Source organism: Synergistaceae bacterium, from assembly GCA_031272035.1.
Classification (GTDB): Bacteria; Synergistota; Synergistia; order Synergistales; family Aminobacteriaceae; genus JAISSA01.
Window position 1 is genome coordinate 19,943 of record JAISUO010000006.1, and the last position, 12,794, is coordinate 32,736.

Below are 12,794 nucleotides of genomic sequence, written 5' to 3' on the forward strand. Positions count from 1 at the left end.
AGTATGTTGACAGGCCTCTGGAGTCAGGCCACGCTCCACTTCTTTTCCAGGCGTCTCAGGCACATTCCGGTGATCGTCGTCAGAGTGAGATAGATCGCGCCGACTACGGCGAAGGTTTCGAAGGACGCGTAGGTGGCGCTTCGCACCTGCTGCCCGGCTTGAGTCAGTTCCGTGATGGCCAGGGTGGAAAGCAGAGAAGATTCCTTGATGAGGGTGACGAACTCGTTTCCGAAGGCGGGCAGCATATTTCGCACCGCCTGGGGGAGAACCACGAGACGCATGGACTGAAGGTATGAAAGACCCAGCATACGGGCCGCCTCCCACTGCCCCCGGGGAACCGCTTCGATGCCGCCCCGGACGATTTCGCCCACGTACCCCGCCGAGTTGAGCGAAAGTCCAATGATCCCCGCCGGAATCGCGGGAAGGTTGACCCCCAGAGCCGGAAGCCCGAAGTATATGAAGAAGAGCTGAATCAGGCAGGGCGTTCCCCGGATGACGAAGATGTAGCTCCACGCCAGAGTTCTCAGGGGACCGCAGGGAACCACCCGCAGGACGCCGATCGTCAGCCCCAGCGCCGTGCCGAACAGAAGCGCCAGGATGGAGGTCCAGATCGTCACCCAGGTTCCCGTCAGAAAAATGCTCATGCGCGGCAGCAGGACGGAGAAATCAAGCTCCATGAAAATCTGTCTCCTTTTTCAAAAGCCTTTGCAGAAACTGTCGGGTTCGGGACTGTTGCGGATTCGTCAGGATCCGGGCCGGCTCGCCTTCCTCCACAACGCGGCCCTCGTCCATGAAAACGACCCGATCCGCGGCGTCTCTGGCGAAGGCCATCTCGTGAGTGATGACCACCATCGTCATTCCGGAAACCGCCAGGTCGTCCATGACCTGGAGCACTTCTCCCACCAGTTCGGGGTCGAGGGCGCTGGTGGGCTCGTCGAAAAGCATGATCCTCGGACGCATGGCCAGAGCGCGGGCGATAGCCACCCTCTGCTGCTGCCCTCCGGAGAGCTGTCGCGGGCGCGCGTTCGCCCGGTCCGCAAGTCCCACTCTGGCAAGGAGGCTTCTGCCCAGTTCGTCGGCCTCCGCCCGTTTCATCCCCAGAATGTGAACAGGAGAGAGTGTGATGTTCTGCAAAGCGGACATGTGGGGGTAGAGGTTGAACTGCTGGAAGATCATCCCCACCAGCCGGGCCAGGTCGCGGTTTCTGTGGGTTCCCCCGGAAAGGTCCGCGCCGCACAGCGTGATCGATCCTCCATCCACGCTTTCCAGTCCGCAGAGGCAGCGGGCCAGTGTGCTTTTGCCCGACCCGCTGGGACCAATGATCGCCACCACCTCGCCCTCCGCCACGTCGAGATCGATGCCTTTCAGAACTTCGTTATGCCCGAAGGACTTGCGCAGCCCCCTTACCGAGATGATCCCCGGAGAACTGTCCCCAACTGCTCTGTTCACGCGCATATATCCCCCTCTGAAGCTCCCCGCAGACCGGCACGGCGGCTGCGGGGTCCGCGAAATCCATCGGACCATTATCGCATATTTCTTCGTCATGGAAGAGATTCGGCGGCTGCACAGGATACTGATTCTTTCCCTCTGCGGGAAACCACAAATTGCCGCGAGGCATGGATGCGGATGCGCGAAGGAAATCCGGTTCACTGAAATGGCCTGCAAGGATGTGGGTTGACGCAGTGAAGAAAATACGGTAAACTTCCTTTCGTTCTACTGTACGGCATAGAGAAATCTTGTGCCGGACTGGCGGAATTGGTAGACGCCTAGGACTTAAAATCCTATAGACTCAGGTCTGTGCGGGTTCGAGTCCCGCGTCCGGCACCAGGAAAATTTAGAAAGTTATATCGCGGGGTGGAGCAGCCAGGAAGCTCGTCGGGCTCATAACCCGAAGGTCGCAGGTTCGAATCCTGCCCCCGCAACCATTTTGGGTAAAACAGCCAATTTCCCTTCGATGATGAAAATTGAAGGCGGCATAGCTCAGATGGCTAGAGCACGCGGTTCATACCCGCGGTGTCACTGGTTCGACTCCAGTTGCCGCCACCAAATAAATTTCAATAGATTGTCATAGTTACCCGAACTCCGGCTAAAACCGGAGTTTTTATTTTTCAGTTGCCGACGGCAACAAATAACAGTATATTATTGCGGATTTTGGGATTCAACATGGGATTCAAAAACATTTGACAAAATACAACGCTTATAGTAAAAATTTTAAAATACAGTTTATTATTTTATATTTTATTAATAAATTCTGCTACGTGGAATTTATTTTTCTTTCTTCATTTTTCTTTCTTCATTTTTCTTTCTTCATTTTTCTTTTTTATTTTCAGGGGCGGGCAGGATTGTCTGTCTCGTGGACTCGGACTGATGCCGCGAAGGAGGGAAAGCCTGTATAATGTTTTCAGTCTTTTGAAATAGCCGTAGGCACATTGTCAGCTCATTCCTGTTTTTTTACGTTACTGCGTTGCGGAAGATCAAGATGAATAATGAGAGGATGAAAAACAATATGAAAAAATTCTTTGGGTTATTCCTTCGTTCCCTGCTGGTTACTGCCTTACTTTGGAGCTGTACGGGCGTTATGTCCCCGGCGGCTGCCGGTCCCGCCTCTTCGCGCGACACTCTGGTTATCGTCACAAACGGAGACCCCGGACGGCTTCGCAGCGATACGATCAACAACCTGGCCAACATGACCTATAATCGTCTGATTTATGACTATCTGTTCACTCGCAACAGACAGGGCCAGTATGAACCCTGCCTGTGTGAGTCGTACCAGCTGGATAAGGACAATCTGGGCGTCACGATGAAACTCCGAGAGAACGTCAGGTTCCACAGCGGCAACAAAATGACCGCGGAAGATGTGCTGGCTTCCCTGGTTTATGGCAAAAAGGACACCTCTTCGGGCAGACAGCTGGACTTCATCGACTTTGACAACAGCAAAGCCCTTGACGCAAATACCCTCTATCTCAAATTTAACCGACTCAATGGCGTCTGGCAGAGCGCTTTCCTTGCGATCGGCATCATCGAAAAGGCTGCCTATGAGGCTGCGGCCTCCCCGGACGAGTTCTATCTGAACCCCATGACGACCTCGGCCTATGTCCTTAAGAAATGGGTTTCCGGCGACAGCCTGACCTTCAGGGCGTTCCCGGATCACTGGTACGGCGCCCCGAAAATTGAGACCATCGTGGTACGTATCATCAGCGAAACTTCCGTGGCTTTGATGGAACTCAAGTCCGGAGGGGTCGACGTTCTCTTCAATCTGTCGCTTGAAAATTACAATTCAGCCTCCGCCATTGACGGTGTTGTCGGCTATGACAAACAGCCCAGCATTGTCAACGTGTTCCTGGGCTGCAACCTCAAGAACAAAGCTCTCTCCAGCCTGCCGGTCAGGCAGGCGATCGCCTGCGCCATCGACTGGAAAGCCATTTGCGCCGGCGCGTTCGATAACGCGGCGGAACCCTGCAGCAGCCCGCTTGGCAAGAATGCTCTGGGCTATGACTCAAGGTGGGAGACCAACTATCCTTACTCCTATAACCCGGAAAAAGCAAAAGAGCTGCTTGCGAAAGCGGGTTATGCCAACGGGCTGTCGCTTCGTGTCCTCGTTGACGATACCCCCGGCCGTCAGCTGATGGCCGAACAGATCCACAACATGTTTGCCAGCGTTGGGATTACTCTGGAAATCCAGAAGCATGACATGGCCACGACGAACGATATCGTTTCCAACTCCGACGACTACGACCTCTACATCCGCGGAGCCTACAACAACAGCGGCGATATCGTGACATTCCTCAGCACGAGCATGGGTTTTACCGCCATCAACGTCAAGGCGGATACGGTGAATGGACCCAGATATACCGGCTATTTGGATAATATTTCCAAAGAAATGAGCACGGAGGCCAGAGTGAAACTCTATAAAGAGTTCCAGAAGGCCTTCATTGAGGACATGATGTACTGGATGCCCGGCGTGCAGATGACGATTTATGCCGCTTTCAAGAGCGCCCTGACGGACATCGAGATGCCCGGCGAATACTGGATTTGGAACAACGCTTATTTTAAATAGATTTTGACCGGAACAGGCAGAGGTTTTAAATGAAATGCTCCGGTATTTTTTGAAACGGCTTTTGTCGTTGATTCCTGTGCTGATTGGCGTGGCTTTTTTGATTTTTACGATGATGTATTTTACGCCGGGCGATCCGGCGACCGTGGTTCTCGGCGATCAGGCGTCGGCGGAGCAACTCGCCCAATGGCGCGCCGCGCGCGATCTGGACAAGCCGTTTCCGGAGCAATTTGGAAAGTACATGTATCGACTTGTTTTTCGGGGCGATTTTGGCGTCTCCTACAAAACGGGCAGGAACGTTACGGTGTCTTTGCTCGAACGCTTTCCCACGACTTTCCTGCTTGCCATCGCAACCTGCGCCACCGCCATGCTGCTGGGAGTGCTGCTGGGGATTTTGGCCGCCAACCGTCAAAGCACGTGGGTTGACAGCGTTCTTCGCATTTTTGGCATGGCCGGTGTTTCGATGCCCATATTCTGGCTCGGTCTCCTGCTGATCCTGTGGTTTGCGGTGGATTTGAAATGGTTTCCCGTTTCCGGATGGTATGGCCCAAAATATATCGTTTTGCCCGCAATGACCATGGGCCTCACCTTCACCGCCAGCCTCATGCGCACAACGCGTTCGAGTATGCTGGACTGCATTCGGCAGGACTATGTCGTCACCGCCCGCGCCAAAGGTCAGAAGGAGCGCGTCATCACCTATCATCATGTTTTTCGGAACGCGCTCATTCCCATCATCACCGCCGCGGGCAGCACATTCGGCATTGCGCTCTGCGGCGCCGTGGTCACCGAACAGGTGTTTTCCATCCCCGGGCTGGGAAGTCTTATGGTAAATGCCATCACTACGCGCGATTATCCGCTGGTGCGCGGCAGCGTCCTTCTTCTGGCTGTGAGTTTCAGTTTGGTCAACCTGCTGGTCGATCTTCTTTATGCCTGGTTTGACCCTCGCATCAAGGCGCAGTTTACCGGAAAATCCCGGAAAAAGAGAAAGACCGGAGAGGAAACCGCACATGAATAGGGAAACGATCCGTATAAAACGGAGGAGCATGTTTGGCGAGGTCATGGGGCGTTATCTGCGCAAGCCCATAGCGGTATTCGGCATGGTGGTGCTGGCCTCAGTGATCATACTCTGTCTGATGGCGCCGGTAATCGCTCCCTATAATTATGACGCGCAGGACATCACACGCAAGTTTACGGCGCCCTGCAGAGAGTTCCTGTGCGGAACGGACAACCTTGGCCGCGATATTTTCAGCCGCCTGCTCTACGGCGGACGCATCTCGCTGATGGTCGGCTTCTTTTCGGCATCGGTAGCCGCTGCCGTCGGCGTCGTCCTCGGCGCTGTCGCCGCCTTCTACGGCAGGCGGACCGATAACACAATTATGCGTATTCTCGACGTGTTTATGGCTCTGCCGCAGACGCTTCTTGCCATCGCCATATCCGCCATGATCGGTACCGGCATCAAAGGCGCCGTAATTGCCGTGACCGTCGCGACGATCCCGCGTTACGCACAGGCGGTACGCGGACCGATTCTGTCGATACGGAATCAGGAATTTGTGGAAGCGGCCTTTGCCATTGACGCCAGGGACTCTCGCATTATTTTGCGGCACATTCTGCCCAACGTGCTCAGCCCGATCATCGTGCAGGTAACCATGGGCGTGGGTAACGCCATTACCATGGCCGCCTCCCTGAGCTTCCTCGGTCTTGGCGTGCAGCCGCCGTTTCCGGAGTGGGGAGCCATGCTTTCCGCCGCACGCGTGTATATTCTCGATCATGCTTATATGGTCACGTTCCCGGGAATTGCCATTGCGCTGGTCGTGCTCGCCCTCAACCTCATGGGCGACGGCCTGCGCGACGCCATGGATCCGCGGTGGAAAGACTGAACTGACGGAAAAGACTGATGGGAAAGACTGACGGATCAGAGGGCTCCATTATGAATCAATCGATGAGCGAAAACATTTTAGAAATCAGGAATCTGAGCATTACATACGTAACAAAGGACCTCGGTACCTGTTACGCCGTCAATGACGTCAGCTTCTCGCTCCCAAAGGGCCATACGCTCGGCCTCGTCGGTGAAACGGGCGCGGGTAAAACGACCATTGCCAAAGGAATTCTCAGGCTTTTGCCGAAGCCTCAGGGGCGCGTGACGAGCGGCACCGTGCTGTTCGGCGGAGAGGATCTGTATAAAAAGAGCGAAATCGCCATGCGGAGCGTCCGCGGCAAACAGATTTCCATGATATTCCAGGATCCCATGACCGCGCTGAACCCGATCGACACCGTCGGAGACCAGATCGCCGAGGTCATTCGTCTGCATTCGAAAATCAGCAGGAAGGAAGCGTTTCTCCGCACGGTGGAAATTCTCAAAATGGTGGGCATTCCCGGAGAACGCGGCGTCGAATACCCCCATCAGTTCTCAGGGGGCATGAAACAACGCGTGGTCATCGCCATAGCCCTTGCCTGTTCTCCCGAGCTGCTGATCGCGGACGAGCCCACCACGGCGCTTGACGTGACGATTCAGGCGCAGGTGCTGGACATGATGAACGAACTCAGGGAACAGCTCGGAACCTCCATGATCCTGATCACCCACGATCTTGGCGTCGTCGCGGAGATGTGCGACGAGGTCGCGATCATCTACGCGGGCGAAATCGTTGAAATTGGCAGCGCGCGCGACATCTTCAAACATATGGCGCATCCCTATACAATCGGGTTGTTCGAATCGTTGCCCGACCTGACGTCCAAAAGCAGGCGCCTGAAGCTGATTCCCGGCCTTATGCCCGACCCGACGGCTCTTCCGGAGGGCTGCAAATTTGCGCCGCGCTGTTCCCGCCGCTCGACGGCCTGCGAAGAGGCGGCGGTTCAGCTGAGGGAAATATCGCCCGGACACTGTTGCCGTTGTCTGCAGCCACGGCGCATGAAGGAGCAGGTATCTTGAGTATCATACTCGAAGTGAAGAACCTGAAAAAGTATTTTAAGGTGAACGCGGGCTTTCTGCACGCGGTGGACGGCGTGAGTTTTCAGATTGAGGAAGGGCAGACGCTGGGCGTGGTCGGAGAATCCGGCTGCGGTAAATCCACGCTGGGCCGTGTGGTGCTGCACCTGCTGGACAACACCGACGGACAGATCCTGTACCGCGGCGAGGACATCACGAACGTCAGCCGTACAAAACTTTCTGAACTGCGGCGAGAAATGCAGATCATTTTTCAGGATCCTTTTTCTTCGCTGAACCCGCGCATGACGGTGTTTCAGACTATTGCGGAGCCCATGCAGATAGCGGGCGGCTGTACGCGGGCACAGATCGAGGAACGCGTCTCCGAAATGATGGACATCGTTGGATTGTCCAGGCGTTTTGTCAACACCTACCCCCATGAACTGGACGGCGGACGCCGCCAGCGTATCGGGATTGCCCGCGCGCTGGTGCTGAATCCGAAATTCGTGGTTTGTGACGAACCCGTCTCAGCGCTGGACGTGTCCATTCAGGCGCAGGTACTCAATCTGATGCTTGATATTCAGGAAAGCATCGGCCTGACCTATATCTTCATAACGCACGATCTGTCTGTGGTCAAATATATCAGCAACGACATCATGGTCATGTATCTTGGCCAGGTGGTTGAAAAAGCCCCGTCGGAAGAGCTGTTTCTGCATCGTTACCATCCTTATACGCGCGCGCTGATCGCGGCGGTCCCCGTACCGGACACAGACCGCAAGCGTGAGCGCATCCGGCTCAGAGGAGAGGTGACTTCCCCCGTAAACCCGAAGCCCGGCTGCCGCTTTGCCGCGAGATGCACGGACGCGAAACCCGACTGCTTTGTGAACGACCCGAAGATGGAGGAGATCACACCAAAGCATTTCGTGCGCTGCCACTGTGTTCGGGAGATCAGCCAGGGAGTATGACGCGGTGTTGCCAGCCACTGGAAAGGACAGGAAAATGAAACCGTCTTTACCCGAACTGAGAGAATATGCGAAAGGATACCAGCTGGTTCCCGTTTATAAAACGATTGAAACAGGCCGCCGGTCGCCTGTCGATGTGCTGCGTCAGTTAAAAATTCGCAATAATCAGCTGTTTATGCTCGAACATACGGGCAACGATGATTTCGGCAACGTGGTTCGTGGCCGCTATTCCTATATTGGATACGCGCCCCCGCTGGAGGTTTCCTGTGTGGATCATACCGTGAAGATCACGACGGCACAGACCTCCTTTTCTTTCGATGCGGAAGCCCCCATTGATTTTCTGCGTAATATCCTTGCTCAAAACACGGCGCCCAGGCTGCCTGGCCTGCCGCCTTTCTTCGGTGGATTTGCGGGATATTTTTCCTATGAATATATCCATCTGAGCGAACCCTCATGCCATTTTTGTACGGATAATATTGAAGGTTTCCGTGATTTTGATTTGATGCTTTTTAACAGACTGTATGTATTTGACTGGAAAGAACGTCTGCTATATTTAATTTGCAATATATCAACCCGTTCACTGGAAAGAAATTATCAGGAAGCTGTCTATATTTTAGACGATATGGAACGTCTCCTCCAGCAGACGTTTGAGCCAGGTAAAAACGAATGGAAACCGCTGCGTCTGCTGGGCGGATTTTCCAGCATCCATCAAAAAGACGCTTATATTGAAATGGTGGAAAAAGCGAAGCGCCGCATTCGTCAGGGCGACGTGGCGCAGATCGTGCTTACGAATGGGAAAAAGGCCAGAGCGGAAGGAAATCTGATCGATACGTTTGATATCCTCCGGAAAACGGATCCAACCCGATACATGTGCTACTTCTCCTCGGAGGATGTGGAAGCCGCCATGGCGTCGCCCGAGCCGATCGCAAGACTGCAGGGCGGGACGGTCATGACGGAGCGTTTGGCCGGAAGCTGTGCCAGAGGCGCCACTCCTGAAGAGGACAGGGCGCGGGAGGAGGCGCTGCGAGCCGACCCGAAAGCGGTGGATGAACACAATATGCTGGTGGACGATTCAAGAAATGAATTTGGATATATAAGCAAAATCGGTACCGTTGCCGTCAGTGGGTATCTGAACGTCGTCCGCTGCTCGCGGGTCATGCATTTGGCCACAACCGTAACGGGAACGTTGAAAGAGGGCATGACCGCATTGGACGTTATCGGCGCGATCGTGCCCTCCGGTGCCGTTTCCGGCGCTCCGAAAATCCGGTCCTGCGAGGTCATCAACGAAATCGAGCGGGAACGCAGAGGAATATACGGAGCCGCGTTTGGTTACACAGGTTTGGATGGAGACGCGGACTTTTTCGTCTTTATCCGGTCGGCCTTCCTGAAGGATGGAGAACTCGTCGTGAGGGCCGGCGGGGGCATTGTCATCGACAGCGTGCCGGAAGAGGAATATAACGAATGCATGCTCAAAGCGGAAGCCGTACTTGGCGCCATCAGGCTTGCGACGGAGGGAAAAGAGAATGATTCTCCTGATCGACAATTATGACGGCTGTGCAAATAATATTTATCAACTGGCTGGACAGGTAAATTCAGATATTCGAATTGTCCGAAATGATCGACTGGAAATGGAAGATATTCAGAGGATGGCCCCTTCCCATATCATCATCTCCGGAGGAAGCGCCGCACCGGAAATGGCCGGAAACGGGATGGATACTGTAAGAACTTTTGCCGGGCGGATTCCGATTCTGGGAATTTGTCTGGGCTATCGAATCATCTGCGCCGTTTACGGCGGTAAATGCACTCAAATGGAAAAAATTATGCAGGGAAAACGCTCTTTGGTCAAAACAGAACATGCATCCGACCTCTTTAACGGAGTGCCAGACGCCTTTTATGCCGGATTTTATCATTCCTGGACCGTTTTGGAAAAAGACATTCCTGAAAGCTTCCACATCATCGCCAGAAGCGAAGACGACGTCGTTGGAATTGCGCATGGAACATTGGCCATTTTCGGATTGCAGTTCCATCCGGAATCCTTTCTCTCCGAGTATGGAGAAGTAATTTTGCGAAATTTTTTGCAGATGCGCCCAAACGGACAGCCTGACTCCGGCTGCGGAGTCGATGACTTCAAATTTCCGGCTTCATCTTGACAAAGGGACTTCTTCGGTTTATAAATTATTTCATTACAGGTGGAAGAGGTATTGAAGATATGGCGTTGTACCAGGCGGCAGTTCAGGGAAACAGCTTTTATGTCGTGGGGTTCTCCTTTAGAAGCACAGATCTCGGTTTGCAGGAGATCTGTGCAGTGGGTTGATGACCCCGGGTTGTCGCAGCTAAAAAAACAGGACAACAAAGCACATATTGAATGTAAAGCCGGGATTCGAAAGGGGATCCCGGCTTTTTAATTGAGTTAATAATATCTAACGGGGGGCTTGGAATGATAATCATACTGAAGCCGGAAGCTACGCAGGAACAGATCGATTCTGTCAAAAACGAGATGGCGCAAAAGAAGATTCTGGCTCAGGAAATACAGGGTGAAACCGCCAGGATGATCGGGCTTGCCGGCGACATATCCGCTGTTCCCGTCGATATGCTGACTCGCCGCGAATATGTGGAACGGATCGTCAGAGTCTCCGAGCCGTACAAACTTGCCGGTCGGCATTTTCATCCTCAGGATACCGTGGTGGAGCTGCCCGGCGGTCAAAAAATCGGAGGAGGAAGTCTCGCCGTCATTGCCGGCCCCTGTGTAGCGGAAAACGAGGAACAGATTCTGTCCATCGCGCGGGATGTCAAACTTTCCGGTGCGGATTTTTTGCTGGGAGGGGCCTTTAAGCCTCGCAGTTCGCCTTATTCATTCCAGGGACTCGGATTGAAGGCTCTGCCTCTTTTGAAAATTGCCCGTGAAAAAACAGGATTACCCATCGTTACCGAGATTGTATCCCAGGAACACTGTGAAATTTTCGCGGCGGATGTCGACGTCATCCAGGTGGGGGCGCAAAATATGCAGAATTTTCCCCTGCTGATGGAAGCGGGCAGAATTGGAAAACCCGTCATTCTGAAGCGAGGTCCCTCCTGCACCCTTGATGAAATGCTGCAGGCAGTGGACTATATTCTCCGAAGCGGAGGAAGCCAGGTCGTCCTCTGCGAGGGAGGAATTCGTACCTTCGAAACGGCGACTCGAAATACTCTCGACCTTTCTGCCGTGGCGATTCTTAAAAAAAGATCGCATTTGCCGGTTATTGTGGACCCCTCGGACGGAACGGGACGCTGGGACCTTGTCGTTCCCATGGCGACGGCAGCGGTAGCGGCAGGGGCGGACGGCCTGTCAATCGAAGTCCATAACCAGCCGGAAAAAGCGCTTTGTAACGGTCAGCAGGCTATAACGCCTTTTCTTTTCAACCAGCTGATGCAAAAAGTTAAAAAACTGCATAACTTCAAATTAAATTCAGAAGCGTAAAAAAATGGAGGAGAATAAAATGATCAGCAGGGAACGACTGAACCCTTTGCGTAAGCGCATCACCGAAATCGACAGCCAGCTCATACCGCTTTGCGCGGAACGGATGAAAATTGCCCGGGAGGTGGCGATGGTTAAAATTGGAGAAAACATGGCCATTCTGGACGAAAATCGTGAACAGGAGGTTGTGGAGCGCGCCCTCGCCCTTGCAGACGGAGAGCTGAAAAGTGAAATTTCTCTGTTGATGCGCTCTATTTTGGCCCTGTCGAGAAAACATCAGCGCAGCCAAATGCTGCAGGGCGCATCGTCGTTACTGCTTCCGGCGCGCCCGTCCGTCCGCGAAAACGTCACCTGTGCCTTTCAGGGAGCGCCCGGCTCCTGGAGCGAACAGGCCCTGATAAAACTCTTTCCGGAGGCGTCCCGTCTGCAGGTCGACCTTCCCGAAGACGTGTTCCTCGCTGTAAAAGAGGGACGTGTGAATTACGGCGTTATCGCCATAGAAAACTCACAGACAGGGGCCATAGGGGAAACCTACGACCTGCTCAGGCAATATGGCTGCTTTATCGTCGGACGTACGGAAATAGAGATTCGTCAGTGTCTTTTGGCTCCTCAGGGAACAAAACCTGCAGACGTCCGCAGGGTTTTTTCTCATCCTGACGATTTCAAACAGTGCGGACATTTTCTGAGAGACCGCGCCTGGGATCTGACCGCCTGCCGGGACACCGCCGAAGCGGCGAAAATCACCGCCGAAGCCAATGACAACCGAACCGCGGCCATCGGTTCCCAATACGTCGCTCAACTCCATAACCTCACGGTGCTCGTTTCGGACGTCATGGATTCTGAGGATAACCGGACGGCTTTCGTCGTCATTGCCACGGCGCCGGAATACGACGAAAGCTCCAACCTCATCTCCATCACTTTTTCGACGGAACACCGCGCCGGAGCGCTCTGTGAAACGCTGATGCCCTTCATGGCTCAGGGCATCAACCTGAGAAGAATAGAATCCCGACCTTCTTCAGGACCCGACAGTTATCGTTTTTTCGCGGAACTTGAGGGCAATATTCTGAACGCCGACATGGTCTCGACCCTGCAACAGGCAATGGCCTCCTGCAGATACCTGGAGGTCATCGGCTGTTATAAAAGCGTGTGATTTTTGACTTTGGTATTTGGTTCTGAAGACACAAGGGAGATTCGTACCAATAGCTTCTTTATTAACGCTTGATTGAAAGCAGATTGGTATCATCCCTCATGATCAGGTCAGACGAAGAGCTGATGCGCAATTTCAACGCAGATTCGCTGAAGTTCCGGAATGAGAGCGAGGGCCTTTTCCTCAGTGAAGCGCAGGGCGGGGCCTGCCAGAGAAAAGGCGTAGACGGCATTGCCCTGCCAGTCGAAGATTGGAAC

At 53.8% G+C, this 12,794-nt stretch carries 12 protein-coding genes, 3 tRNA genes and 1 pseudogene; 13 read left to right on the forward strand and 3 right to left on the reverse strand.

Features of this window, described 5'->3' with window-relative positions:
- Positions 1-23: 23 nt before the first annotated feature.
- Together LBR61_00630 and LBR61_00635 are read right to left on the reverse strand one after the other, a co-directional pair.
- Positions 24-677, reverse strand: coding sequence for an amino acid ABC transporter permease (locus LBR61_00630; protein MDR1730578.1), 654 nt, complete (start codon positions 675-677; stop codon positions 24-26).
- Complete coding sequence (locus tag LBR61_00635) at positions 667-1,416, reverse strand: amino acid ABC transporter ATP-binding protein (protein MDR1730579.1); 750 nt, start codon at positions 1,414-1,416, stop codon at positions 667-669. Before LBR61_00635 ends, LBR61_00630 begins: the two co-directional genes overlap by 11 nt.
- Positions 1,417-1,740: 324 nt before the next feature.
- On the opposite strand from LBR61_00635, the gene LBR61_00640 reads away from it, so the two are divergent.
- From LBR61_00640 to LBR61_00700, 13 genes and pseudogenes are all read left to right on the forward strand, one after another.
- Positions 1,741-1,827: transfer RNA gene (locus LBR61_00640), tRNA-Leu, on the forward strand.
- A gap of 21 nt (positions 1,828-1,848) precedes the next feature.
- Positions 1,849-1,925, forward strand: a tRNA-Met gene (locus tag LBR61_00645).
- Between the two features lie 44 nt (positions 1,926-1,969).
- Positions 1,970-2,046, forward strand: a tRNA-Met gene (locus LBR61_00650).
- Positions 2,047-2,578: 532 nt separating this feature from the next.
- Positions 2,579-4,057: an ABC transporter substrate-binding protein gene (locus LBR61_00655; protein ID MDR1730580.1), complete on the forward strand. Its 1,479-nt coding sequence runs from the start codon at positions 2,579-2,581 to the stop codon at positions 4,055-4,057.
- A gap of 34 nt (positions 4,058-4,091) precedes the next feature.
- Entirely contained in the window at positions 4,092-5,069 is a 978-nt protein-coding gene (locus LBR61_00660; GenBank protein MDR1730581.1) for an ABC transporter permease, read from the forward strand.
- The gene (locus LBR61_00665) at positions 5,062-5,931 is read left to right on the forward strand and encodes an ABC transporter permease (protein MDR1730582.1); all 870 of its coding nucleotides are present in this window, start codon (positions 5,062-5,064) and stop codon (positions 5,929-5,931) included. The genes LBR61_00660 and LBR61_00665 overlap by 8 nt, the downstream gene beginning before the upstream one ends.
- Positions 5,932-5,981: 50 nt before the next feature.
- The gene (locus tag LBR61_00670; GenBank protein ID MDR1730583.1) at positions 5,982-6,980 is read left to right on the forward strand and encodes an ABC transporter ATP-binding protein; all 999 of its coding nucleotides are present in this window, start codon (positions 5,982-5,984) and stop codon (positions 6,978-6,980) included.
- A complete protein-coding gene (locus LBR61_00675) occupies positions 6,977-7,939 on the forward strand; it encodes an ATP-binding cassette domain-containing protein (GenBank protein ID MDR1730584.1) in 963 nt (320 codons plus the stop codon). The genes LBR61_00670 and LBR61_00675 overlap by 4 nt, the downstream gene beginning before the upstream one ends.
- A 34-nt stretch (positions 7,940-7,973) precedes the next feature.
- Positions 7,974-8,492: pseudogene (locus LBR61_00680) on the forward strand (hypothetical protein).
- 66 nt (positions 8,493-8,558) lie between these two features.
- Positions 8,559-9,485: an anthranilate synthase component I family protein gene (locus LBR61_00685; protein MDR1730585.1), complete on the forward strand. Its 927-nt coding sequence runs from the start codon at positions 8,559-8,561 to the stop codon at positions 9,483-9,485.
- Positions 9,460-10,086, forward strand: a complete 627-nt coding sequence (locus LBR61_00690) for an aminodeoxychorismate/anthranilate synthase component II (GenBank protein ID MDR1730586.1) — start codon at positions 9,460-9,462, stop codon at positions 10,084-10,086. Before LBR61_00685 ends, LBR61_00690 begins: the two co-directional genes overlap by 26 nt.
- A gap of 287 nt (positions 10,087-10,373) precedes the next feature.
- Positions 10,374-11,393 (forward strand): 3-deoxy-7-phosphoheptulonate synthase, encoded by a 1,020-nt coding sequence (gene aroF / locus LBR61_00695; protein MDR1730587.1) that lies wholly within the window; start codon positions 10,374-10,376, stop codon positions 11,391-11,393.
- A 19-nt stretch (positions 11,394-11,412) separates the two neighbouring features.
- Entirely contained in the window at positions 11,413-12,540 is a 1,128-nt protein-coding gene (locus tag LBR61_00700; GenBank protein ID MDR1730588.1) for a chorismate mutase, read from the forward strand.
- A 107-nt stretch (positions 12,541-12,647) separates the two neighbouring features.
- Here LBR61_00700 and LBR61_00705 read toward each other — a convergent pair whose 3' ends face one another.
- Positions 12,648-12,788 carry a hypothetical protein gene (locus LBR61_00705; protein MDR1730589.1) on the reverse strand — a complete coding sequence of 47 codons (141 nt, stop codon included), beginning with the start codon at positions 12,786-12,788 and terminating at the stop codon, positions 12,648-12,650.
- Between the last annotated feature and the right edge of the window lie 6 nt (positions 12,789-12,794).